Below are 23,795 nucleotides of genomic sequence, written 5' to 3'. Positions count from 1 at the left end.
CGCATCAAGCTGGCTTCGGGGGCGCGAGGAGGGTGCCGCGGATGACGGAGCCGTGGAAGGTGCGGACGGCAACAGTGATCCACGCGGCGACGAGGCCGGCGTAGTACAGGACGGCGAGGCCAGCGACGACGGTGAGTCCGGAGTGCAGGGCCAGGCCGTTCAGGCCGGTGACGCAGGTGCCGACGGGGAACGTGAACGACCACCAGGTCAGGCTGAACGGGAGGTGCTGCTTCGCGGTGCGGATGGTGATGGCGAGGGCGATGACGGTCCACAGCAGCGCGAAGCCGAGCATCGCGAACCCGTACACCAGCGCCACGACCAGCAGGGCATGCGCGGTACTCGCATCGACAACGGTGGGGGCGTTCGAGGCGAGGAGGTTCACGGCGGTGATCGACTGCCCGACCGGCCCGAGGACGATCCACAGAGTCGGGACCATGCCGGCGGCGCCGACCTTGTGCTGCGCGAGACGGTTCCAGATCAGGGTGATCACGACCAGGGACGTGATGAGGCTGAGGCCGAAGAAGCCGTAGCAGGCCCACAGCAGCGTCTCCCGTGCCTGTCCGGCGGGGGCGTAGGACAGGAGGAGCGCTCCGGTGGAGGCGGACACCATCGGCGGGACGATCGGCATCAGCCAACCGCCGAACGCGGAGTCGGGTTTGTTCTCGTGGCGGGTGAACGCCAGGTACGGCACGAGCACTGCCGTGAGCAGTCCTCCGATGGTGCCGATGGTCCAGAGGACCCAGTCGATGGTGACGGCGGCGGGGAGGCCGATCCAGTCCTTGCCGAGCAGGATCGTGCCTGCACCGACGGTGAGAAACGCCATTGGCGGGGCGCCGTAGAAGTGCGAGATGACCGGGTGCAGGTGGTGCTTCGCCGCGGTGTCCCGGTAGCGCACCCAATGCAGGACCGTCGCGATGGTGAGGGCGATGAGCAGGATCGCAGCGATTGCCCACACCACCGTCGCGCCAGTGCGCAGCCCTGGGAACTGCAGCGGGAGTGATGCAGCGGCGACGGCGACGATGCCGGTGCCCATGATGGATGCGAACCAGTTCGGAGTCAGGTTCGACACGATATGCCCTGGCCGATCGAGCTCTCGGAACACCGTGCGCCGCTTTGGGGCACCGTGCCGCTTGGTCGTGCTGGGTGCCGGTGCGGTCTGGGTGGTCATGCAGGCAGTCTGACCCCGACCTCGGGCGGGGTGGAACCACGAACTGTTTCGGGGTGGCACAATCATGGTTTGTGAAACGTCGTGTGACGGACCGGAAGCTGGATCTCGACACGTTGGACGTGCTGCAGCGTGTCTCGGAGTCGGGCTCGTTGTCGATGGCTGCGAGCCAGTTGGGCATCACTCAACAGGCGGTGTCAGCGCGGATTGCGGCGGCGGAGCGGATGGTCGGGGTGCAGCTGGTGGTGCGTTCCTCGTCGGGTTCGTGGCTCACCGATGCTGGGGCGACGGTGATGGAGCTTGCCGCACCGGTGTTGGATGCGGCAGCACGATTGGAGGCAGGTGTGCATGCACTGCGGCTGCCATCGGGCACGATCACGGTTGCCGCGTCGCAAACGATCGCGGAGTTGATGTTGCCGGAGTGGTTGTTGCGCTCCCGTCGTGCGGCGCCGGAGATCAGTGTGCGCATGTTGGCGGGGAACAGCACCGACGTGATCGGGTACGTCCGCACCGGCGCCGCTGACATCGGGTTCGTTGAGGGGCCACACACGCCGGTGGATCTTCATGCGATGCCGGTTGCGGACGATGAGCTCACGGTGGTCGTTGCGGCAGAGCATCCATGGGCGTCAGCGGCGTCTGTGACGGCGGCGGATGTCGCCGCGACACCGCTGCTGGTGCGCGAGCAGGGATCGGGCACGCGCGCTGTCGTGGAAGGGTGGTTGCGTGACCAGGGGTTGACGATGGTGGAACCGGCGGCGCAGCTTGATACCACCGCGGTGATTCGCGCGAACGTTCGCTCAGGCGTGGCGCCGGCGGTGATGAGTGTCCGTTCGGTACGTGCGGATGTCGACGCTGGGGTCCTCGTGCGGGTCCCGGTCGATGGCCCATCACCGCTTCGGCGGTTTACCGCGATCTGGTCGACGCCGCCATCAGCCGCGACCGCGGCGTTCCTGCACACCGCAACCCACCCGGTGTAGTCGTCTGCTGGCGAACCGGAGCTGGCGGCCACGGCTTCGCGGGGTTGTCATATTGCGCACGCGTCGTTCCATTCACGGAATGGTGTGTTGGGGTTGGAAACGTCGATGATGGCGTTCGCTGCGGATCGCGGTTCGTCTCGTTGCGTGAACGCCTGCGCGGCTCCGACATCACGGATGGGCGCGCGGACAATGCCGGTACTGGCCCAGATCGTCCAGTCCCAGAGCCCTCGAGCGGGCACTTGCAACAGTCCCCATCCGGTCACGATGAGCACGTCCGCTCCTACCGGGTCGCTGCGGAAGGGAATCGCCACATCCGCTCGTGCTCCCATCGCGGTGATGACCGAAGTGATCGTCTCGTGTTGCACGGCGTAGCCAGCTGCAGTGACCGCGTCACCGAGCGCCGTCGCAACCGCGTGCACGGCGTCGACGGAATCACCATCGACCGCGATGATCGATCGCCGGCCGGCGTACTGCGTGCTCCACTGATGCACCACGTCGCGGTACACGCTGGCGATGGTGTGGGGGGTCATTGGTGCTCCCTTATGTGGCGGCGGGTGTCGGGGACGGATCAAACGGCATGCAGCAGCGGAACGAACAGTGCTGCGGCAGCGATCAAGACGACGAGGGAGACGCCGGTGAGCAGCAGCCGCTTCTGCCGGCGGGGTTGCCCATCTGGTGCGTCGCCCCACACGCTCGCCCGGACGGTGATCTGGTGCGCATCGCCGACCAGACGGCGGATCGTCGGATCGGACAGGTCCAACAGTCCGTTGCGGGCATTGGCCGAGATCTGCGCAGCTTCCCGCATGCTCATCGACATCCGCGACACGCTCCGATCACGTTCCGCGTCGTTGGCACTGAATCGTCTGCGAGACCGACTCGTCCGTTGCATCAGAACGTCTGCCCGTTCTCGTCGCCAACCTGCTTGACAGAATTGCCATGCACCACGGGGCCATCCGGAGCATCTGTGAATGGGCCGCGCCCGATCGGGATGCCAGCCTCAGGGTGATTCAGGTCGAACGCCGGGGACTCCGACCGGATCCTGGGGATCGAGGTGAAGTTGTGTCGCGGCACCGGACACTGGGTTGCCCACTCGAGGGAGCGACCGTACCCCCATGGGTCATTGACCTGCACCTTGGGTGCCTTCCGAGCCGTGATGTAGATATTGAACAGGAATGGCAGGAATGAGATCCCGAGCAGTATCGACCCGATCGTGGAGACCTGGTTCAGCCAGGTGAACCCGTCCTGCGGCAAGTAGGTCGCGTAACGGCGGGGCATGCCGATCACGCCGAGCCAGTGCTGCACGAGGAACGTGGTGTGGAACCCGAGGAACAGTAACCAGAAGTGGATCTTGCCGAGCCGTTCGTTGAGCATCTTCCCGGTCCACTTCGGCCACCAGAAGTAGAAACCGCCGAACATTGCAAACACGACGGTGCCGAACACGACGTAGTGGAAGTGGGCGACGACGAAGTAGCTGTCGGAGAGGTGGAAGTCCAACGGCGGAGACGACAGGATCACGCCGGTAAGGCCACCAAAGGTGAAGGTAATGAGAAACCCGACAGCCCAGAGCATCGGTGTTTCGAATGTCACCGAGCCGCGCCACATGGTGCCGATCCAGTTGAAGATCTTCACCCCGGTCGGGACTGCGATCAGCATCGTCATCAGTGAGAAGAACGGCAGCAGGACGCTGCCGGTGACGTACATGTGGTGTGCCCACACGGTCACCGACAAGGCTCCGATAGAGATGGTGGCGTAAATCAGTGTCTTGTAGCCGAAAATCGGCTTTCGGCTGAACACGGGCATGATCTCGGAGATGATGCCGAAGAACGGCAACGCGATGATGTACACCTCGGGGTGCCCGAAGAACCAGAACATGTGCTGCCACAGCAGCGCTCCACCGTTGGCGGGATTGAAGATCTGCGCGTCGAAGACACGGTCGAGGCCGAGGCCGAAGAGGGCAGCGGCCAATACCGGGAACGCGATCAGTACCAGCAGCGCAGTTACCAGGACGGTCCAGGAGAAGATCGACATGCGGAACATCGTCATGCCGGGGGCACGCATGCAGATGATGGTGGTGATGAAGTTGACCGACCCGAGGATTGATGCGAATCCGACGAGGATGAGCCCGAACACCCACAGGGTGCCACCGAGGCCTGGCGTGAAGGTCGTGTCCGACAGTGGCGCGTACGCGGTCCACCCGAACGATGCTGCACCCTGCGGAGTCAGGAAACCGCCCACAGTGATGAGGCCGCCGAACAGGTAGATCCAGTACGAAAAGGCGTTCAGTCGGGGAAACGCGACATCCGGCGCGCCGAGGTGCAGCGGCATGATCGCGTTCGCAAAACCCGAGAACAACGGTGTCGCGAACAGCAGCAGCATGATCGTGCCGTGCATGGTGAACAGTTGGTTGTACTGCTCCTTTGTCGCCACGATTTGGAGGCCCGGTTCGAACAGTTGCGCGCGGATCACGAGGGCCATGACGCCGGCGAGGAGGAAGAACATGAATGAGGTCATCATGTATAGGTAGCCGATGACTTTGTGGTCGGTGGAGGTGATCCACCGGACAATGATGTTTCCTTTTGCGCCGGTCCGGGGCGCATCGAACACGGGCACCCCGGTGTCGGTGGTGCGCGGGGTTGTGGCGGTCATGAGCTGCCTTTCGACATGCAGTGCAGAGACTGGTTGGGCGAATTCTGCCGGCTCGCTGGGGTCACACGAATAGGACGGCAGCGATCAGGCACGCACTGGGGCTGGCATGAGCCCAGCAGCGCTAGCAGGCTGGCGGTGACGCACCCGGGTCGTGGCATGTGACTGCACCACCTGCTCAGCTTCGGTGACGACGTCGGCGACTGCCTGGTCGTGCATGTCGAATGCATCCGTCGCGACGTAACACCGGCTGCGAGCCGTTCCGTTGAGCGGTCCACCCGAACGTTGATTGGGGCGCATCAGCATGGCTCTCCTGTTCGTGGAAGCGTTCCTGCCGATCTTCCTCGCCGCTCGGGCGGTCGGCAACGGAGATTCGGTTGTGACCACACAACGGCGTGTTGTGTGCGGCGGCGGTTGCGACGCGCAGCGGGCGACTTCCATGCCACCGAGCATCATCGGCACGGTGCACTGGTCGGCACGGTGCACTGGTCCGTGTCGTGGTGTCAGCTCGGCGGAACCGGGCCGGGGTTCACTCGAGCGAACCTGCGTCGGGAGGAAGGGGCGGCGGCGGACTGAGTTTCCTCTGTGCCGGCTGCCGGTGCCGCGCGGGATTTCCGGGTGTCAGCGTGGTCGCGTGGGGCGGGTTGCAACGGGAGCGAGCCAGGCGGTGAGTGCGGTGGCCACGATGCTGCCAGCGCCGATGATGACGGCGAGGACGACGATCTGGAATCGTCCGGCCTCGATGGGCGAAACCCCACCGAAGACCGCGCCGACGAACGCTCCGGGAAGCGTGACCAGCCCGGTCGTTTTCGTCTGGTCCACTGTTGGCACCAATGCTGCGCCGATCGCTCGGCGGACCTGGTCGACGGTGGCCTGCCGTGGCTGCGCTCCAAGGGCGAGCCACCCTTCGACTTCGTCCCATCGGTCATCGACGAGTTCGACGAATCGCCTTCCGGATAAGGTCGAGATCGTCATTGTGTTCCCGATCACGATGCCTCCGATCGCGAGAACGTATCGCGGGGTGAGCGCGATGGCCCCGGTTCCGAAGACGAGTACGCCGGCGACCATGATTCCTGCAGCCATGCACGTCGCGACTGGGACAATGCGAGCGCGGAGCGTGCCGAGCCGTCGAGCTGAGGTAATGGCCGCGACCGTGAACATCACCAAGAGCGCGATGGTGATCAGCGCCGGCGAGCGGATGATCCCTGTCAGCAGCACGCTGATCGCAGCCAACTGCAACACCCCCCGCCCAACTGCGAATGCTGGAGCCCACGGTGAGGGTGCGCGCACTGCCAGCAACACCGCCGCCGTAACACCGACGAGAGTGACCACGCCGACGAGAGTGCGGACGGCTTCATCGGAATTGATCAACTCGCTCCTTCCACCGGCGGCCGCCACGCGCTCAGGTTGCAGGCGTACCCAGATCGGGAAGAAAAGAAGGTGTGTCCGGCCAAGGCGCGCGTCCCCTTGCCCTCGGGCAGGACCGCCCGCCTGAGCATCGTTGATTCGGTCCGCCGGATCGCCGGGAGCATGCCGACTATTGGTCACCGCCCTGTCTGCCAAAGTCGACGAGAAAGATGAAGATGCGTTGCCCATCACGCATCTCGTGCGTCATCTCCCGGATCGTACCGATCTGACCATCGCGCGTGAGCGCCTGCTGCAGCGCCGGGACCTGCACAAGATGGTTCACGTCTACGTCGAACCACTCCACATGGTGCGCGTCAACATCGGATGCCATCCAGTCATCTGCTGGTGCGCTTCGGTCCCACCCGTACTGATGCGTCTCCACTGGAGACCATTTCACGATGCGCTGCATTGTCGCTCACCGCTGCCCGATCAAGCCGTAGGGCAGTCCCGGGTGCTGCTCGGCGATTTCGGTGAGCCGGTTGTACTTTGCGACCCGTTCCCCGCGGGCGGGTGCGCCCGACTTGATCTGCCCAGTACCGGTTCCGACGACGAGGTCGGCGATGAACGTGTCCGTGGTCTCCCCGGAACGGTGGGAGACCATGCTGGCCATCCCGATGCTGGTGGCGGTGGCGATCGCACCGAGGGTCTGGGAGACCGTACCGATCTGGTTCGGCTTGATCAGTGCCGCGTTCGTCAGGTGTTGCTCGCCGCCGTCGCGGATGCGCTGGGGGTCGGTGACGTAGAGGTCGTCGCCGACGGTCTGGATCCGGTCACCGAGCGCCGCTTGCATGCGGCGGAACCCCTCATGGTCGTCCTCAGCGAACCCGTCTTCGATGCTGCGGATCGGGTACGTGTCGATGAGCTGCCGGTAGTAGTCGACCAGCCCGTCCCGGTCGAGGCTGTCGTCGAGCATCCGGTACGAGCCGTCTCCGAGGGAGAACTCGTTCGCGGCCGGATCGAGGGCGATCGCCACCTGGTCGACGCCCGGCTCGTAGCCTGCGGCGCGGATCGCGGTGACCAGCAGGTCGAGCGCTTCCTCGGGTGCAGCGATCGATGGTGCGAAGCCGCCCTCGTCGCCGAGGCCGAGGCTACCGAACCGGTCCCGTACCAGGCCCGCGAGGGCGTGGTAGACGTCCGCGCCGATGCGGACAGCGTCGGCCATCGTTGAGGCGTTGACGGGGGCGATCATGAACTCCTGGAAGTCCAGCTTGTTCGCTGCGTGCGCGCCGCCGTTGAGGACGTTGAAGTGCGGGACCGGCATCCGCGGCGTCGAGCCGGTGATCTCGGCGATCCACTGCCAGAGTGGGAGGTCCGCGGCGTGTGCGAGGGCCCGGGAGGCGGCGATGGAGGTTGCGACGACGCTGTTCGCGCCGAGCCGGCGGTACCCGGTGGTGCCGTCGAGTTCGGCGAGGGCGGCGTCGACCTGTCCGATCGCGGACCAGGACCGGCCGGTGAGCAGGCCCGCGATGTCGGTGTTGATCAGGTGGAGCGCCTGGGTGATGTCGCGGCCACCGAACGCTGTTCCGCCGTCGCGGAGCTCGACGGCTTCGTGGGCGCCGGTGGATGCGCCCGCGGGGGCGTCGCCGGTGACGGTGCGGCCGTCGTCGAGTTCGAGCAGGACGCGGACGGTCGGGTAGCCGCGGGAGTCGAGGATGCGGGTGCCGTGGACGGCGTCGATGGTGACGGGGTGGTCGCGGTGGGTGACGTACTCGCCCTGGTGGGCTCCGAGGTGGTGGATGCCGCTGATGTAGTCGTTCATGGTGACGCTCCTTCTGGTCGGGTCATGCGTCGTGGTCGTGCGGATGGAAGGGAAAGCCGCGGGGAGGCGGAGGGGACGACCTGCTGGCGATCACTCAGCGCCAGTGCCTCCCCGCGGCGGTCAAGGGGCCCGTGGATCACGGGTGTCGGGTGTGGGCTTCCTGTGCGGTGCGGATGACGGCTTCGGCAGCAGGACGGTTGGCCCACCCGTTGGTGGTGACGTGCTTGCCGTGTTCGATCTCCTTGTAGTGGGAGAAGAAGTGCTCGATCTCGATGAGGGTGTGCTCCGGGACGTCGCTGATGTCCTGCAGGTCTTCGAACCGGTCGTCGCCGGCGGGGACGGCGAGGATCTTGTCGTCGCCGCCGTTCTCGTCGACCATGCGGAGCATCCCGATCGGCCGGACCGTGATGACGACGCCCGGGAACGTCGGTCGGGGCAGCAGCACGAGCGCGTCGAGGGGGTCGCCGTCATCGCCGAGCGTGTCATCGATGGAGCCGTAGTCCTGGGGGAACACCATGCTGGTGAACACGGCCCGGTCGAGCCGGATCCGGCCGGTGGTGTGGTCGACTTCGTACTTGTTGCCGCTGCCGCGGGGAACCTCGATCGTGACGTCGAACAGCATGGGAAGGCCCGTTCCAGGATGTGGGGTGGCGGTCACAGCAGACCGCCAAGGAGGATGCCGGCGATGGCTGCCGCGACCGAGAGGACGAGCATCCCGAGACCGTTGACGGCTGCGGCGGTGATCCGGCCGCTGCGGGCGAGGCGGACCGTTTCGAAGTTGGCGGTACTGAACGTGGTGTAGCCGCCCATCACCCCGGTGCCGAGCACCGCCACGGGGGCTGCGCCGAGGTGACTGGCGGCGCCGACGATGAGCCCGAGCAGCAGCGACCCGGTGATGTTGATCGTCAACGTGCCGACGGGGAGCCGGAACTCCCGGCCGGTGTTGATCAGCCCGTCGAGGAGGAACCGGCCGGCAGCGCCCACGCCGCCACCGGCCGCGACCGCGAGGAGGATGCCGGCGTTCATGCGGACACCGTCCGGGGGCGGAACCAGCCGGCGACCACCAGTCCGACCGCGGTCGCGATCGCACCGGCTATGACGGTCAGTAGCGCGTACCCGGTGCCGGCGAGACCGTGGCCGGTGAGGAACAGTGCGGCGGTGGACTCAGCGAGGGTGCTGTAGGTGGTGAAGCCGCCGAGCACTCCCGTGCCGAGCAGCAGACGCAGGACACGGCGGCGGCCCGCGTCGGGACCGCGATGCGCCAACGCTTCCAGGAGCACCCCGAGCAGCAGCGCTCCGCTGATGTTGATCCAGAAGATCGACCAGCTCACCCCGCCGTCTGCTGGGAGCAGCGCACTGATCACGTCGCGCAGGAGTGTGCCGACCGTGCCACCGACCGCGACGAGGCCGACGTACCGCCACCGCAGGTGCACGGGCCGCATGGCCGTTGCGGGGTCGGAGACGTCCACATCCGGGTCGGAGGGGAGCTGATCATCGGGCATCGGGGTGTCCGTTCGGGTGGTCATGTTCCGCCTTCTGCCGCGACCAGCGCCGCGGCGTGGTGCGCTGCTACCGGATCCAGGAACGCCCCACCACGCGGGACGAGAGCACCCGTCGGCGTAAGCTCATACTGCAGCGGCTGCCCCGTGGGCAGGTTCAGTGCGTGCAGTTCCGGCTCCGTGAGGTCGTCGATGCACGCGCACATGGCGCGGAGCGAGTTGCCGTGCGCGACGACGAGGACGCTCCGACCCGACCGCACCATCGGTAGAAGTCGGTCCTGCAGCACGGGTCGGACCCGATCGATGACATCGGAGAGGGCCTCGGTGCGTCGGAGGGCAGCGTCTGACAGGTCGCGCAGCGCGGAACTTGACCGCAGCGCCGTCCACACTTGCAGGGACATCGCCGGTGGTGCGCCGTTCCGGGACCTGCGGATTCGGGTGTATTCGTCGTCGCCGAGCGTTCGGCGGGCATCGGTCTTGGTCATCCCGGTGAGTGCGCCGTAGTTGCGTTCGTTGAGCTGCCAGACCTTCTCCGTCGGGATGGCGATGCCGAGGGTGTCGAGGACCAGTTCCGCAGTGTGCACGGTGCGTTGCAGCGTCGACGTGAGCACCTGGTCCGGCAAGATGCCTGCTGCCTGCAGGAGCCGCCCCGCGGTCACGGCTTGCTGGACACCCTCGACGGTCAACGGTTCGTCGCGGAGGCCGGTGAAGGTGCCGGCCCGGTTCGCGGTGCTTTCCCCGTGGCGCAGCAGCACCAGCCGGCCCGTCACGACGCATCCCACGGCAGGGCGCTCTCGAACCCGACCGGAGCGTGTGGGACGACCACGACGGGACGGTGCTGCTGGTGCGTCAGGCGGGCGGCGACGGAACCGTTCAAGAACTCCGCAACCCGGCGTCGGCCCGTCTGCGACCCGACGACGATCATTACCGCGTCACGTTGCTCCGCCACCGCCGCCAACGCCCGGCTTGGATCTCCAACCCGAGTGAGGATCTCCACCCGGACCGACCGTGCTGCAGCGAGATCGTGGATGACGGCGACGTCGCGGTCGGGCAGCTGCTGCGGTTCGGTGTCCGCCGTGTCCGGATCGATCGGTTCGATGATCTCCGAACCGTCCCGACGAGTTCCTGCGTTCAGCAGCGCCGGATCCACCGCAACACACACTACCGACGCACCGAAATGCTTCGCGATCAGCGTGGCAACGCCGACAACGCTCTCTACCTGCCCGGACTGTACGCCGGCAACGATCGTGCGGGCGGAGTCTGCCTCGACCATGTCTTCTCCCTATCTCGGGCACGCTGACGCGCGCCGTGCTGAGATAGGGACTGTTGTCGACAGGTGTCGAGGTTGGGTCCGGCAAGCCCCACTACCGGGTCCGAAGACACCACCAGTATGCACCCACCACCACGCACCACGCACCACGACAGGAAAGTCCCTCCGGCTTCTGCGGAAGGGGTACGGCCTCTGAACGGTACGGCCACGCGACGCATACCCCTGTGCTGATCAATCACCCAGCCGCCACAGACAGCACATACCCCCAGGGGGTACAGTGCCATTAAATCTACCTTGCACTGTGACGTGCTCAACGCTGCAGCTCGACACTCCGACACTCACCGACCTGATCGAAAGACTGATGCTCACCACCACCGCCTCCCCGCGTCGCCGGCTGCTGTTGCAGGCCGTAGCGACGTTGGCGCTGCTGCTGCTGGTCGGGGTCACGGTCCTGATGCACACGATGGCCGGCCACGAGCACCCGATGGCAGCTCCCGCCGCCACCACCGAGCACGTCCATGCCGTCGCAAACCGCCACGGGGAGCATGCCGCTCCCGCGGCCGCGGTGCTGACGGTCCTCACCGACGCCGGCTGTGACAGCGGCCTGTGCGCGCTGATGTGCTCGCTGATGGGGATGGCGTGCGCGCTGACGATCGCCCTGTTCGCATGGGCGCTAGTGCGCGCACGGACCGGCGGCGTCCTCGCGCTGCTGTCGCGACTGCTTGCGCTGGCTGACCGGCTGCCGCGCCACATCGCAGCACCGAAACCACCGTCACTGACGGCACTGCAGATCATCCGCATCTGATCCTCCCCCTGCGGGACCACACCGCCGCAGGGCGGCTCCCGCATGCCCAGAACCGGGAGGCATCCGCCTGCCCGGACCAATTGACGCATACACGGGAACGGACCTTCCATGCACACCACCACGACCACGCGCATCCTCGCGATCGCCGCCTCGCTCACCCTCGGCCTGACCCTCGCGAGCTGCTCCACCAACAACAGCAGCTCCGACGCGGGCTCGTCCGCCTCGTCGAGATCGGCCGCGTCGGCGCACAACGACCAGGACGTGATGTTCGCGCAGATGATGCTGCCGCACCACGAGCAGGCCGTCGAGATGAGCGACGTGCTCCTCGCCAAGGGCGACGGTGTTGACCCCAACGTCGCCACCCTGGCGAAGCAGATCAAGGCCGAGCAGGGTCCGGAGATCACTCAGCTCACCAGCTGGCTGCAGGGCTGGGGTGAGCCCACGGAGTCGGAGCACCCTGGGTCGGGGCACTCCATGTCCGGGATGATGTCCGATTCCGACATGACCGACCTTGACCAGGCATCCGCGAAGGACGCCGGGAAGCTGTTCCTGCAGCAGATGGTCCAGCACCACGAGGGCGCCGTCGATATGGCCAGGAGCGAAGTCGACAAGGGCAAGAACACCGACGCGGTCGCGATGGCGAAGTCAATCGTGTCGAGCCAGACCGAGCAGATCACGCAGATGAAGGACATGCTCGCGTCCAAGTGACCGGTTCTTCCCCGTTCGTGACCACCCTGTCGCGGCAGAATATGCCCGCGACGTGAAGAAGCAGGTGTATATGTTCGTGATCAACGCAGTCGGTGACGCCCTAGTAGCAGCCGGCTCGATGGGGTGGGAGATCCTCTGGCCCCTCATCCTCGGCTTCACCCTCTCCGGCATCATCCAAGCCGTCGTCCGCACCGACCAGATCACCAAGCTCATGCGCGACGACTCCCCCCGAGCGATCAGCGTCGCAACCGGCCTGGGCGCACTGTCCTCGTCCTGCTCCTACGCCGCCGTCGCCCTCGCACGGGCGCTCTTCCGCAAGGGCGCGAGCCTGTCGTCGGCCATGGCGTTCGAGGTCGCCTCCACGAACCTCGTCGTCGAGCTCGGTCTGATCCTCGCGTTCGTCATGGGCTGGCAGTTCACCGCAGCGGAGTTCGTCGGCGGACCGCTGATGATCATCCTCATCGCCCTCGGGTTCCGGCTCTGGATGCGCGGGAAGATCGTCGACGCCGCCCGCGAACAGGCCGACAAGGGCCTCGCCGGCGCGATGGAGGGCCACGCAGCCATGGACATGTCCGTGCAGGGCGACCAGGGCTTCTGGCGGCGACTGTTCTCGAGGCCCGGGCTCACGAGCGTGTCGCAGTACTTCGTCATGGACTGGGCATCCGTCATCCGCGACATCGTCATCGGCCTACTCATCGCCGGCGCCTTCGACGCCTGGGTCCCGAAGGCGTGGCTGCAAGCACTGTTCCTCGAGGGACACCCGACGCTCGCGTTCCTGATCGACCCGCTCATCGGACCGATCCTGGCGATGGTGAGCTTCGTCTGCTCCGTCGGCAACGTCCCCCTCGCAGCGGTCCTCTGGAACGGTGGGATCAGCTTCGGCGGTGTGATCAGCTTCATCTTCGCCGACCTGATCATCATCCCGATCATCATCATCTACCGGAAGTACTACGGCTGGAAAGCAGCCCTCCGCATCACCGGGATCTTCTACGGCGCCATGGTCCTCGCCGGCTACGCCGTCGAACTGCTCTTCACCCCGCTGCACCTTATCCCCACGAACCGGCACCTCACCATCGTGACGACCTCGATCAGCTGGAACTACACCACCTGGCTCAACATCGTGTTCCTGCTCGTCGCGGCGTTCCTGCTCGTCGTCTTCACCCGCAGCGGCTCATGGCCCATGCTCCGCATGATGAGTGACCACCCCGATACCCACGACCAGGCAAACGCCAAGCACAGCCAGCCCTGACCCGACCGGCCACGCCGACAGGGCAAGCTAGGCCACACAGCATTGTCGGAATCACGCCACAAAGCGTTCCCAGCCACATGCGAACCCCCGCGGCGTCCTGTCCTTCATGCCCTTCTCCGCCAAGGAGCAGGAGATCATGCGTTCGCGAGGGGTACAGTTCATCGCATCTTCCCCGATCAACACGGACAGCGGAGCCAATCAAGAGATCGGCAGGCTTCAGGTGCGTCACCTTGTCGAGAGAGGGCATCGCACCATCGCCTTCGCCCGCCTCCGCGACGCACGCCAGGACGTCTTCGGCGACGAGCGCGAGTCGGGGATTCGCGACGAGTGTCGAGACCAGGGCTTGCCTGAACCGACGATCGTGCGCCTCGGCGTGGACCGAGATGAGGCGTTGGTCGCCCTGGACGCTCTCCCGTCGGCTCCCGTCGGGATCGCCTGTTACAACGATGACGTTGCGACCGCACTTCTGTCGGCGGCAACCACTCGGGGCCGCCAGGTTCCGCAGGATATCGCTCTGATCGGCATGGATAACACGCCGATCTCGCAAGTCATCGTGCCCCGCCTGACGACGATCGACTACCCAGCATCCGAGGCCGCCCACCTCACGGTCGCCGGGTTCCTAGCCGCGCTGACGGGCGAGCCGATGCAGGAATCGGATCTCCACCTCGACATCAGGGTCGTAGAGGGCGCAACCACATAGCTGCGGCATCGGCGGTGACCTCGCCCCGCGGCACGTCGCACGCTGCCCGACGCTCGGACCCTTGACGCATCATCATCGGCCCGTCAACGTCGGTCTCGCCGACGCTTCAGTTCGGCTGCTACTTCCGATCCTCGAACGACTCGGTCCCCTCCGCCGAGACGAACGGCCTCCGCCGATCAGACCGACCCCTAGGCGGGCAGACCAACTGGGGAGGACGCCGACGAAAGTCCCACCCTCAAACGAGGCGGTTGCGCGCAGAGCCTGTCGCCGAACGGTCCTCGCGACATCCTCGGTGAGCAGGCGACCGTTTCCGCGAACAATCACGGTTGCTCGGCGGACGACAATCAAGACCATCGCGGCTGGAGTATTAAACACTGTCACGAAGCTCGTCGCCGGGGCAAGAAACGACATGATCTGGTGCAGGGAGACACGATCTGGACTCGACCGACAACACGATCGAGTAACGAGGTAGCGGCGAACCGCGAGAACATCCCGTGGAACGCCACCGTGATGGTGTTGAGCTCCACGAAGCTCCCGTGCTCACTCAAGGTGGAAGTGGCTCCGGCCGAGAACGGACTAGCGCGTCAGTGGTGCAACAAGTCGGATGCACGCCGTTGACCTACTTCCGCTTCGTCTTCGAACGGCCTGCCCTTCGGGCAAGGCGATGGCAGTCTTTGCAGCCGACCGAGCCCTCCGCCACATGATTGTCGGGGCGTTCCTGGAAGTCCCCATGGAGCGGGCAGATCACCGTGACGTAAGTCTTCTGGTCGATGAAGACGACCTTCGCGTAGTCGTACTTGTCGCCGTGCCGGTTGGTTGCACATTGGATGAAACGCTGCGTGCGCAACTCCTGGTTGGCGTTGCGGAAGCCCTTGCAGTCCCGGCATCCCTGGCCACGCTGCGGGCCCCAGGGCGTTTCGCGGACGCGGCGGTGCTCGCGCGGGGTTTGCTCGAAGGGCCCGTGGTCGGGGCAGATGATGGTGACCTTGGTATCGCCGTTGACGTAGCTGCGTTGGACGTGCGCGTAGTCGTATCGGCTGTCGTGGAGCTTCGTCGCGAAGTCGATGAACTCGGCGGCTCGTTCTTCACGGGTGGCGGTGCGGTAGTCCAAGGGGTCCTCCAGGAGTCGTTGTCCTGGAGCTATGCCGGCACGCCCGAACCAGCCGGGAAAGGCGCCGAGCACCCGTCCCTCGAGACCTGGTCGATCTTCTTCTCGGCGTTCCTTCCGTCAGGGTGCGGCCGTCAGGCATAGCCGTGGCATGCCTTCGCTCCCTACCGCCGTTCGAACGGCGCTCCGCTCACCGAGCTCAACCGAGCACCTCGTCGTGCCAGACCTGGAGACCGTCACGTCCGCGACCGCCCTGGGGCGACCGATGGGCGCCGCCTTCGGCCGTCCGTTCCCACGTCAAGGTCCCGTCGAGCACTGCTCGCACATCCAATGTTGGGAACCCGAGCCGCTCATCCTCGGGCACTCAACGCTCGGGACCCGAAATTCCAAGGCCGACGAGGGCCCGCTTGTCGCGCAGCTTCGCCCGGAGCCCATCCACGCGATGCGGAAGTATCGGAGCCAGTCGGTTCCCGCAGACCGGTGGGCCAACATCGAGCCGTTCGTCCTGGACGCTGTCGCACTCGTTGCACCCGCGTGCGCGTACCTTGCTGAACGGCTCATGGTCGCGGCGACGCCGTACGTTGACTGGGTCGTCCACGTCAACGGGATGCCGAAGGTCACCAACGTGTTCCACCCGGTGCTGATCCGCCGGTACATCTCCCGCGACGACCTCCACCTGAAGGACAAGACGCTCCGCGATTACCGGTCCTTCCTGCTCCGGATTTCGGAGGTCGTCCTCCCCGACGAGGGTCCGATCGAGTTTGCGCCGTTGAACGGGCAGTCCGTCACTGCCCCGTACACCGACCCCGAACTGAACCTGCTCGAGTCCTGGGCACGCGGGCAGTCAACCGCACTGCGACGTCGAGGTGCTGGCGCGGTCCTTACCCTCGGTGCAGGCGCTGGGCTTGACCCATGGGAGATGCAGCACCTGCGGCGCAGCGACGTGTGCGTCGACCGGCACGGAGCGCTCGTCAACGTACAGGGCGGGACGCCGAGGTTGGTGCCCGTGCTCGAACGATGGGAGCAGCTTCTCATCGACTCCCTCGCGGACGTGCCAGACAACGCATGGATCCTCGGCGGGGCAGACAGGAAGACGACCTACAACTTCGTCACGCCGTTCATCAACCACACCGACTTCGGCAACGAACCGAAGCCAGTCCCGACGCGAATGCGCACCACCTGGATCACCAGGCACCTTGCTGGTGGCACGCATGCCGGGGATCTCATGGCTGCCGGCGGACTGCGCAAGCCCGAGCACTTGGTCACGTCCCTCCGGCACATTCCGACGATGAACGCTTCCGAGCACCGTCGACGGATCCTCGCTGAGGCCCGCGAAGTTCGGTAACGCCTTCAGAGGACACGGAACCGTGCGGCCCGGAGCTGCTGCTCGCGTTCGGGCAGCAGGCGGCCGCGGGCGTGCTGGGCTCGTTGCTGGGCGACCCACCGTCCGATCGTCACCTCCGTCTGGTCGGCCGCGCGACGACGCGGCGGTCGCTGATGATCAGCCCAGAACTGCTGGTGCGCGGCGAGCATCGCGGACCACTGCGCGTCCCGGGGGTTCCAGGCGAACCCCGGCACCGCTTCAAGTCGTCGAACCTGGTACGAGCAGTAGCCACCCGCAGCGCCGACCTGCCGGAAGTAGGTGAGGGCGTCGACGAGGCTCTGCTCGGCGGTGGCAGGGCGCGGACGGGTCGAGTCGGCGCGGGGCATCCGTCCGCGCCTGCCGACGAAGTCGTCAAGGTCGTGCACTCGGTCGATCCAGCGTCGCACGAAAGGTTCGACCTCGACGGCGTCATCGGTGTCGGCCAGGTAGAACGCAACGCCGCGCCGCTGGTCGAGGGTGAGCGTCAGGGCTGGCTGCGCTGCGTGGTCGGCATACTCGCCGTGGAGCGCTGCGAGCGCCGTGGTCGGGGTGGGCATGTGGTCCTCTCCGAGGCCGGCGGTCGGCCTCGGAGGGGGTATGCGCGGAACGGGCGTGATCTTGGAGGACGCGCGGGTCGCAGACGAGCGGGGTCCGCAAACAGGACCAATCCGGCCGCGAAGATCACTACGTTTTCTGAGTCCCCGAAGCAGAGAGCCGCCCGGATCGCATGCACATGGCCAGCGTCACGCGTACGACGCCGACGCTGACGCCGCATGCGCTGGCAAGCGGCGACACGCCCGGGGTGACGCGACCGTTCGCATGCGCGGCAACCCCGGCAGATCCGCGCGGGCATGCGGATCGGACGGCAGCGAGATCGGAATCTGGGGCGCCTTCCCACAGCTCGTCCCGGGTCGCTTGCATAGGCCGGGCATGCCTAGCCAGATGCTCCGGTCACCGCGTCGGTACACCGCCGCGATGCTGCGCGCCCTCCTGTCGTTCTCCACGCGCGGAGGAACACCGGTGAAGTACGTTCCGACGTTCGCGGAGGACCGTTGGAGCGTTGTCCGGGAATTCGTGGTCAGCGCAGTCGCCGAGGCGGCAGCGTCCATTGCTCAGCCCGCCGACCGACTCATCGTCGTCGCGGCACCGTTCGTCGACTGGGTCGTTAACGTCAACGGATACCCGGCGAAGACCGCCGTCGTGTTCCACCCCGTCATCATCCGGCGCTACATCACCCGCACCGACGTCACCTGGTCGGACACCACGCGTCGCACATACCGGTCCTCTCTGATGCGCATGTCCGAGGTCCTCGTCGGCGAGGTGCCGCTGAAGTTCGCACCGACGACTCCGCAGAACACCGCAGCACCCTACGACGACCTAGACCTGCACCTCCTCGAGAGCTGGGCGACGGGCCAGTCGACCGCGGCGCGGCGCCGCAGCGCCGGCGTCGTCCTCGCACTCTGCACCGGAGCGGGGCTCAAAGCGAACGAGCTCCTCCAGACCCGCCGCCGCGACATCCTCGCTGACGCCGAGGGCATCCTCGTCACTGTCAACCCGGGAGCCCGGACCGTTCCGCTCCTGGCCCGCTTCGAAACGCTCCTGCTCAACTCCATCGCCGAGGTCGAGCCGGAGCACTGGGTGTTCGGATCCCCGAAGCGCGTCAAGCACGGCATCAGCACGCTCACCACGTTTCTCTACGACACCGATCGTGGCAACGAGCCAGACCCCGTCACCACCCGCATGCGGAACACGTGGCTCATCACCCACCTCATCGCCGGCACCAACATGCGTGCCCTGATGACCGCCGCCGGTGTCACGAAGTTCGAGCACCTCGACCAGCTCGTCGCCCACGTTCCCGCGCCCGACACTGCTTCCTACCGTCGTCAGCTCCGTGCGGAGGTCGCACGATGACCGCGCCGAAGCCGAAGCATCACGACTTCGACGACGCCGAACGGTGGATGCAGGACGACTTCGGCATGAAGATGTCGACATACATCCGCATCGGTCAGGCCTTCCCCCTTGAGCTGGCGACGTTCGAGACCGTCCGCCTGTTCGACAGAGCGTGCATTCGAGCGCGCATCGAGCGCTGGAAAGCGGAAGACCGGACATCCGACCGAGGCCGGAAGGCGTTGATGTCGGAGACCTCCGTGCTCATGCTGATGTTCATCACGATGCGAGCTCGGCGGAGCGTCAGCATCCAGCAGATGACGGAAGTCGCGATGTCCCTGACGACGTCACAGCGTGAAGCAATCGGCATCCTGAAGTTCACCCCACACCAGGACACCCTCTACCGCCGCATCTGGGAGGCAATCAAGCGGCTCCGGAAGCTCATCGACCGACACCCCGGCCCTCGCCGCAACACTATGACCGACGCAGAACGCGCGGCGGCCATTGCGGAGCTGCGCGACCCGGTGGAGATGGCGAAGCGCGCAGCCCGCATGCTCGAACTCACGAACCAGCTGATCGAAGGATCTGTCCAGTTCCTCAACCGTGAAGTTCGCCGGCGATTCAAGGGCGCGATTGCCATCGATGCCACATTCGCGGAAGTCTCGGGCAAGCAGAAGAGTGCCAAAAACATCAAGCCGGGCGACAAGGTCTCCACGAACTACGACTGCGGTTGGTACGGCCGCCAGGGCAGCCACGACCCTGACCATGACGGTGGCGATAAGTACGCGTTCGGATGGGAGCTCGAGTACGCGGTCATGACCCGCGACCCGAACGAGACTGAGGCGAGCTATCCCCTGCTCTTTCTCTCGACCAGCGGTCACAAGCCTGGCGCTCTCACAGGGCACGGCTTGTTCCTCTACCAGTCTGCCGTCGAACGCGGTCACCCCATCAAGACCGTTGTCGGCGACCGCGCCTACTTCCCAGGAGCGAAGCCCGAGGACTTGCAGCGCCCTCTCGCGCAAGCAGGCGTCAAGGTCGTCATGGACTACAAGAACGAGGAAGAAGAGCTCGGTCAGCAAGCGTTCTACGCAAGCGCCGATGGCCGGCACAACCTGGTCATGGTCACGGGTAGCTGGCACCTGCGGTTCATGCCAGCCGCCCTCATCGACGCCGAGAAGACCTACCTCGACTACCTCAAGACCATCACGAGCAAGCCCGAGGCCGAGCGTTCCATACTTCGAGACGAAGCCCATGCGCTTCTCCGTCAGCGCCGCAAGGAGCGCTCCCGCTACCGGCTCATCCCCCGTAGCGGTTACGACGCCACCGGCGCGCGCCAGTACTCCTACCCGGAGTTCACCGACCCGAAGGTCTACGACGCAGAGTCCGACACCTGGATCGACGTTGTCATCCCGGGCAAGACCGTGAAAGTCCCTGGGGTTCTCAGCGACAAGAACGGCGACAAGAACCAGAACCACCTCAAGTACGGTCAGGAGTACGAGTACAAGTCCGATGTGTGGCGCGCCTGGTTCGGCAAGCGTAACAACGTCGAGAACGGCAATTCGTGTCTCAAGGACGCGGACCGCGAGGCGCTCGGGGTTCCGATGAAGCGACGCATGCGTGGCCCCTGGATCGTCGAGATGGCCGGCGCCATGGCAGCAGCGAGCGCCAACATCTCCCGCATCATCGACTGGCTCAAGGCCCGCCTCGCTCTCCGTGGGATGAACCGCATGAACCGCTCGAGCGCCGCGCTCTTCGAGCCCGGCCTCGAAAGCCTCACGGTCGAAGAGCACGATCGTCGCAACCCGTTCAACCGACTTGCAGAGATAGAGCAACTCAGACTCATCGCGTAGCGCACTGCTCGCTCCGAACTGAACATCGACCCTCCTGACGGCCGCCCCGGCCGCGGTACCCCCTGCCCGTTTGTCGGGCAGGGGGTGCTGTCGTTGGCACAGAGCACCTTGGGCCAAGGGGTGCAGTCGCATTCGACGTCTCGCAGTTCGTCCCCGGGGTGCTCAATCCGGTTTTCACGGCACCAAGCTCCCCCAGCCGCGAAAAGTCTCAAACCGAACGCCGAAAACTCGGATCACCCCTCGGCTCCGCCTCCAGGATTCGAACCCGGACCTAACGGCACCAAAGGCCGTCGTGCTGCCATTACACCAAGGCGGAACGCACCCGTGGGTGCTCGTCCATCCTCCCATGACCGACGAGGCTGGCCGTCCGCCCCGGGTTCGGCCAAGATGGAGGGATGCCGCACCAGGACGAGGTCGACCGGATCGTCGCGGCGTGGGGTCGGGAACGTGCCGACCTCGACTTCGGCCCGCTCGAGGTCCTGTCCCGCGTGGACCGGCTCGCCCGGCACCTGGACCGCGCCCGGCGAGCAGCGTTCGACGCGGGCGACATGGAGCCGTGGGAGTTCGACGTGCTGTCGGCCCTGCGACGGGCGGGTGAGCCGTACGAGCTGAGTCCGAAGACCCTCCTGCAGCAGACCCTGGTGTCGAGCGGCACGATGACGAACCGGGTGGACCGGCTGGCGGCGCGCGGACTCGTCGCACGCCGGACCGACCCGAAGGACGGCCGGGGCATCCTCGTGTCGTTGACAACGAAGGGCCGGGTCGCGGTCGACGCGGCCATCGCGGACCTGTTGACGGCCGAGCGGGACATCCTGTCCGGGGTGTCCGACGCCGAGCAGGACCAGCTGGCCGGGCTGCTCCGGCGGCTCATCCTGGGCCTCGGGGACTAGTCTCCGGCCCATGCACGCGATCACCCTGGCCGTCGCCGACGTCGCACGATCGGCGGACTTCTACCGCGCCCTGCTCGGGATCGAGGGCAGCGGCGTCATCGGCACCGAGTACCCGCCGACCGAGACCGAGGCGGGTGGCACCACGGCGATGTTCACCCTGGACGACGGTCTGATCGTCAGCGTCTACGGGCGGGACGACATGGCGAAGGACTCCGGTGTTGCCCTCGCCGACGGCCCCGCGGCGACGATCGGGCACTTCGTCGACAGTCAGGCGGACGCCGAAGCGTTCCTCGACCGGGCCCGGATCGCCGGCGCGACGATGCTCGCGGCGCCGTACACACGGCCGTGGGGCATGTGGTCCGGCTTCTTCCAGGACCCGGACGGCCACCTGTGGGAGGTCGTCGCGAACCCTGGCGGCGGGGCCCCCGAAGATGCGAAGCCAGCGGAGTAGACCCGCTCAGACCCCGAGCAGCTCCGCGACCTCGAGCCAGCGCTCCTCGAGCTGCTCGATCTCGGCCTCGTGCGCCGCGAGCTTCGCCTGCAGCTCTCCGAGCCCGGCGTAGTCCGACTGGTCGTGGGTGGCGAAGTCGTCGAGCAGCTTCTTCCGGTCCGCACCCACCTTCGCGATCTTGCGGTCCAGCGCCGACATCTCCTTCTCGGCCGTCCGACGCTCCGCGCCCGACAGGCCCGAGGCGGCCGCAGCCGACGCGCCGGAACCGGCTGACGCACTGGACCCGGCCACAGCACCGGCCGAGCCGGTCCCGCCAGCGGTGTCGGGCCTCCCGGCAGACGCGGCGGCAGCCGCAGAAGCGGTCCCGCCACCGGTGCCGGCCGCACGGAGACGCATGTACTCGTCGACGCCGCCGGGCAGGTGCCGCAGGTGCCCGCCGAGCACGGCGTACTGCTGGTCGGTGACGCGCTCGAGCAGGTACCGGTCGTGGGAGACGACCAGCAGGGTGCCCGGCCAGGTGTCGAGCAGGTCCTCCATGGCGGCGAGCATGTCGGTGTCGAGGTCGTTGGTGGGCTCGTCGAGGATCAGCACGTTCGGCTCGTCGAGCAGGATGAGCATGAGCTGCAGGCGGCGCTTCTGCCCACCGGACAGGTCCTTGACCGGCGTGGAGAGCTGCTCCGCCGTGAAGCCGAGGCGCTCGAGCAGCTGCGCGGGCGTCATCTCCTTGCCGTCGGCGACGTAGCTCGTCTTCTTGCGGGCGACGACCTCGCGCACCCGGTCGTTCGCGAACTGGGCCAGGTCGGCGAGCTGCTGGTCGAGGATCGCGACCTGCACGGTCTTGCCGGTCTTCACCCGGCCGCTCGTCGGCGCGAGCGTACCCGAGACGAGGTTGAGCAGCGTCGACTTGCCGGCGCCGTTCGGGCCGAGGATGCCGGTCCGCTCCCCCGGTGCGATGCGCCACTCGATACGGTCGAGGATCTGGGTGCCGTCGAACGAGACGCTGACGTCCAGCAGGTCGACGACGTCCTTGCCGAGGCGGGCGGTCGCCGTCTTCGCGAGCGCGACCGTGTCGCGGATCGGCGGGACGTCGTCGATCAGGGCGTTCGCCGCGTCGATGCGGAACTTCGGCTTGCTCGTGCGGGCCGGTGCGCCGCGCCGCAGCCACGCGAGTTCCTTGCGGGCCAGGTTCTGGCGGCGCTGCTCGCTGGCGGCGGCCTGCCGGTCGCGCTCGACGCGCTGCAGGATGTACGCCGCGTAGCCGCCCTCGAACGGGTCGACGACGCCGTCGTGGACCTCCCACGTGTCGGTCGACACCGCGTCGAGGAACCACCGGTCGTGCGTCACGACCACCATCCCGCCCTGGTTCGACGACCAGCGGCGGTTGATGTGCTCGGCGAGCCACTGGATGCCCTCGACGTCCAGGTGGTTCGTGGGCTCGTCGAGGAACAGGACGTCCCAGTCGCCGACGAGCAGCCGCGCGAGTGCCACGCGGCGGCGCTGCCCACCGGACAGCTCGTCGACGCTGACGTCCCACGGGATGTCCGACACCAGACCGCCGATGACGTCGCGGATCTTGGGGTCGCCGGCCCACTCGTGCTCTTCGAGGTCGCCGACGACGGTGCTGCCGACGGTCGCGCCCTCGGGCAGGATGTCGCGCTGGTCCAGGTAGCCGACGGTCAGACCCCGGCGGTGCGTGACACGGCCGTCGTCGGGTTCGAGGCGCTGGGACAGCAGCGCGAGGAGGGTCGACTTGCCGTCACCGTTGCGTCCGACCACGCCGATCCGGTCCCCCTCGTCGATGCCGAGGGTGACGTTGTCGAAGACGACCTTGGTGGGGAACTCGAGATGCAGGTTCTCGGCGCCGAGGAGATGAGCCACGCGTCAAGGGTAGGCGGCGTGGCGGGGTGGTCGGTGCGGGGCGGTGATTCTGGTCGTCCGGCTGGTCGCACGGTGCGCGCTTGTTCGGGTGGTGCGAGGTTGACCGCTCGGTGCGAGGTTGTAGCGGCGCACGGAGCGCACAACCTCGCACCAGCCGACGGACCGCGCACGGTGCGCTGGCGCGTC

Annotated in this window: 25 protein-coding genes and 1 tRNA gene; 10 read left to right on the top strand and 16 right to left on the bottom strand. The window is 66.6% G+C overall.

Going from position 1 to position 23,795, the window contains the following annotated elements; translation table 11 throughout:
• Positions 1-4: 4 nt before the first annotated feature.
• Complete coding sequence (locus EDF53_RS11720; RefSeq protein ID WP_235035965.1) at positions 5-1,069, bottom strand: TDT family transporter; 1,065 nt, start codon at positions 1,067-1,069, stop codon at positions 5-7.
• 152 nt (positions 1,070-1,221) lie between these two features.
• Here EDF53_RS11720 and EDF53_RS11715 point away from each other — a divergent pair, with 152 nt between their 5' ends.
• Positions 1,222-2,142 carry a LysR family transcriptional regulator gene (locus tag EDF53_RS11715; RefSeq protein WP_235035966.1) on the top strand — a complete coding sequence of 307 codons (921 nt, stop codon included), beginning with the start codon at positions 1,222-1,224 and terminating at the stop codon, positions 2,140-2,142.
• Between the two features lie 47 nt (positions 2,143-2,189).
• Here the strand turns inward: EDF53_RS11715 and EDF53_RS11710 are convergent, their stop codons facing one another.
• The 11 genes from EDF53_RS11710 to EDF53_RS11665 form a co-directional block, all read right to left on the bottom strand.
• Positions 2,190-2,672, bottom strand: coding sequence for a hypothetical protein (locus tag EDF53_RS11710; protein WP_123293733.1), 483 nt, complete (start codon positions 2,670-2,672; stop codon positions 2,190-2,192).
• Positions 2,673-2,710: 38 nt separating this feature from the next.
• A complete protein-coding gene (locus tag EDF53_RS11705; protein ID WP_123293732.1) occupies positions 2,711-2,959 on the bottom strand; it encodes a hypothetical protein in 249 nt (82 codons plus the stop codon).
• A 71-nt stretch (positions 2,960-3,030) separates the two neighbouring features.
• Positions 3,031-4,788 (bottom strand): cytochrome c oxidase subunit I, encoded by a 1,758-nt coding sequence (ctaD, locus tag EDF53_RS11700; RefSeq protein WP_123293731.1) that lies wholly within the window; start codon positions 4,786-4,788, stop codon positions 3,031-3,033.
• Between the two features lie 618 nt (positions 4,789-5,406).
• Positions 5,407-6,381: an ABC transporter permease gene (locus EDF53_RS11695; RefSeq protein WP_123293730.1), complete on the bottom strand. Its 975-nt coding sequence runs from the start codon at positions 6,379-6,381 to the stop codon at positions 5,407-5,409.
• Positions 6,323-6,601: a hypothetical protein gene (locus EDF53_RS18975; protein ID WP_131845087.1), complete on the bottom strand. Its 279-nt coding sequence runs from the start codon at positions 6,599-6,601 to the stop codon at positions 6,323-6,325. Before EDF53_RS18975 ends, EDF53_RS11695 begins: the two co-directional genes overlap by 59 nt.
• Before the next feature lie 6 nt (positions 6,602-6,607).
• Positions 6,608-7,951, bottom strand: a complete 1,344-nt coding sequence (eno, locus tag EDF53_RS11690; RefSeq protein WP_123293729.1) for a phosphopyruvate hydratase — start codon at positions 7,949-7,951, stop codon at positions 6,608-6,610.
• A gap of 136 nt (positions 7,952-8,087) precedes the next feature.
• On the bottom strand, positions 8,088-8,573 hold the full coding sequence (locus EDF53_RS11685; protein ID WP_123293728.1) for an inorganic diphosphatase: 486 nt from the start codon (positions 8,571-8,573) through the stop codon (positions 8,088-8,090).
• Positions 8,574-8,605: 32 nt separating this feature from the next.
• On the bottom strand, positions 8,606-8,977 hold the full coding sequence (locus tag EDF53_RS11680; protein ID WP_123293727.1) for a CrcB family protein: 372 nt from the start codon (positions 8,975-8,977) through the stop codon (positions 8,606-8,608).
• Positions 8,974-9,477 carry a CrcB family protein gene (locus EDF53_RS11675; protein ID WP_235035968.1) on the bottom strand — a complete coding sequence of 168 codons (504 nt, stop codon included), beginning with the start codon at positions 9,475-9,477 and terminating at the stop codon, positions 8,974-8,976. The genes EDF53_RS11680 and EDF53_RS11675 overlap by 4 nt, the downstream gene beginning before the upstream one ends.
• Positions 9,474-10,220: a 2,3-diphosphoglycerate-dependent phosphoglycerate mutase gene (locus tag EDF53_RS11670; RefSeq protein ID WP_123293726.1), complete on the bottom strand. Its 747-nt coding sequence runs from the start codon at positions 10,218-10,220 to the stop codon at positions 9,474-9,476. The genes EDF53_RS11675 and EDF53_RS11670 overlap by 4 nt, the downstream gene beginning before the upstream one ends.
• A complete protein-coding gene (locus tag EDF53_RS11665) occupies positions 10,217-10,723 on the bottom strand; it encodes a universal stress protein (protein WP_123293725.1) in 507 nt (168 codons plus the stop codon). Before EDF53_RS11665 ends, EDF53_RS11670 begins: the two co-directional genes overlap by 4 nt.
• A 358-nt stretch (positions 10,724-11,081) precedes the next feature.
• Between EDF53_RS11665 and EDF53_RS11660 the strand changes: the two genes are divergently transcribed.
• From EDF53_RS11660 to EDF53_RS11645, 4 genes are all read left to right on the top strand, one after another.
• Complete coding sequence (locus EDF53_RS11660) at positions 11,082-11,525, top strand: hypothetical protein (RefSeq protein WP_123293724.1); 444 nt, start codon at positions 11,082-11,084, stop codon at positions 11,523-11,525.
• Between the two features lie 108 nt (positions 11,526-11,633).
• On the top strand, positions 11,634-12,233 hold the full coding sequence (locus EDF53_RS11655) for a DUF305 domain-containing protein (protein WP_123293723.1): 600 nt from the start codon (positions 11,634-11,636) through the stop codon (positions 12,231-12,233).
• Positions 12,234-12,285: 52 nt separating this feature from the next.
• A complete protein-coding gene (locus tag EDF53_RS11650) occupies positions 12,286-13,482 on the top strand; it encodes a permease (protein WP_200849224.1) in 1,197 nt (398 codons plus the stop codon).
• A gap of 106 nt (positions 13,483-13,588) precedes the next feature.
• The gene (locus EDF53_RS11645; protein ID WP_123293721.1) at positions 13,589-14,182 is read left to right on the top strand and encodes a substrate-binding domain-containing protein; all 594 of its coding nucleotides are present in this window, start codon (positions 13,589-13,591) and stop codon (positions 14,180-14,182) included.
• Between the two features lie 619 nt (positions 14,183-14,801).
• Here EDF53_RS11645 and EDF53_RS11640 read toward each other — a convergent pair.
• A complete protein-coding gene (locus EDF53_RS11640; RefSeq protein WP_123293720.1) occupies positions 14,802-15,293 on the bottom strand; it encodes a hypothetical protein in 492 nt (163 codons plus the stop codon).
• 214 nt (positions 15,294-15,507) lie between these two features.
• Between EDF53_RS11640 and EDF53_RS11635 the strand changes: the two genes are divergently transcribed.
• On the top strand, positions 15,508-16,635 hold the full coding sequence (locus EDF53_RS11635) for a hypothetical protein (protein WP_123293719.1): 1,128 nt from the start codon (positions 15,508-15,510) through the stop codon (positions 16,633-16,635).
• A 5-nt stretch (positions 16,636-16,640) separates the two neighbouring features.
• Here the strand turns inward: EDF53_RS11635 and EDF53_RS11630 are convergent, their stop codons facing one another.
• Positions 16,641-17,210: a helicase associated domain-containing protein gene (locus tag EDF53_RS11630; protein WP_123293718.1), complete on the bottom strand. Its 570-nt coding sequence runs from the start codon at positions 17,208-17,210 to the stop codon at positions 16,641-16,643.
• Positions 17,211-17,727: 517 nt separating this feature from the next.
• Here EDF53_RS11630 and EDF53_RS11625 point away from each other — a divergent pair.
• Both EDF53_RS11625 and EDF53_RS11620 read left to right on the top strand, forming a co-directional pair.
• On the top strand, positions 17,728-18,564 hold the full coding sequence (locus tag EDF53_RS11625) for a hypothetical protein (protein WP_148058334.1): 837 nt from the start codon (positions 17,728-17,730) through the stop codon (positions 18,562-18,564).
• A complete protein-coding gene (locus EDF53_RS11620) occupies positions 18,561-20,390 on the top strand; it encodes a hypothetical protein (protein ID WP_123293716.1) in 1,830 nt (609 codons plus the stop codon). Before EDF53_RS11625 ends, EDF53_RS11620 begins: the two co-directional genes overlap by 4 nt.
• Positions 20,391-20,634: 244 nt before the next feature.
• Here EDF53_RS11620 and EDF53_RS11615 read toward each other — a convergent pair.
• Positions 20,635-20,706: transfer RNA gene (locus tag EDF53_RS11615), tRNA-Gln, on the bottom strand.
• Between the two features lie 79 nt (positions 20,707-20,785).
• On the opposite strand from EDF53_RS11615, the gene EDF53_RS11610 reads away from it, so the two are divergent.
• A complete protein-coding gene (locus tag EDF53_RS11610; RefSeq protein ID WP_123293715.1) occupies positions 20,786-21,280 on the top strand; it encodes a MarR family winged helix-turn-helix transcriptional regulator in 495 nt (164 codons plus the stop codon).
• A 10-nt stretch (positions 21,281-21,290) separates the two neighbouring features.
• Entirely contained in the window at positions 21,291-21,731 is a 441-nt protein-coding gene (locus tag EDF53_RS11605; RefSeq protein ID WP_123293714.1) for a VOC family protein, read from the top strand.
• 6 nt (positions 21,732-21,737) lie between these two features.
• On the opposite strand, the gene EDF53_RS11600 is transcribed toward EDF53_RS11605, so the two are convergent.
• Positions 21,738-23,609, bottom strand: coding sequence for an ABC-F family ATP-binding cassette domain-containing protein (locus EDF53_RS11600; protein ID WP_123293713.1), 1,872 nt, complete (start codon positions 23,607-23,609; stop codon positions 21,738-21,740).
• Positions 23,610-23,795: the final 186 nt, after the last annotated feature.

The sequence above is a fragment of the Curtobacterium sp. PhB78 genome, from assembly GCF_003751685.1.
GTDB lineage: Bacteria > Actinomycetota > Actinomycetes > Actinomycetales > Microbacteriaceae > Curtobacterium.
This window is presented reverse-complemented; position numbering and strand designations above follow the sequence as displayed.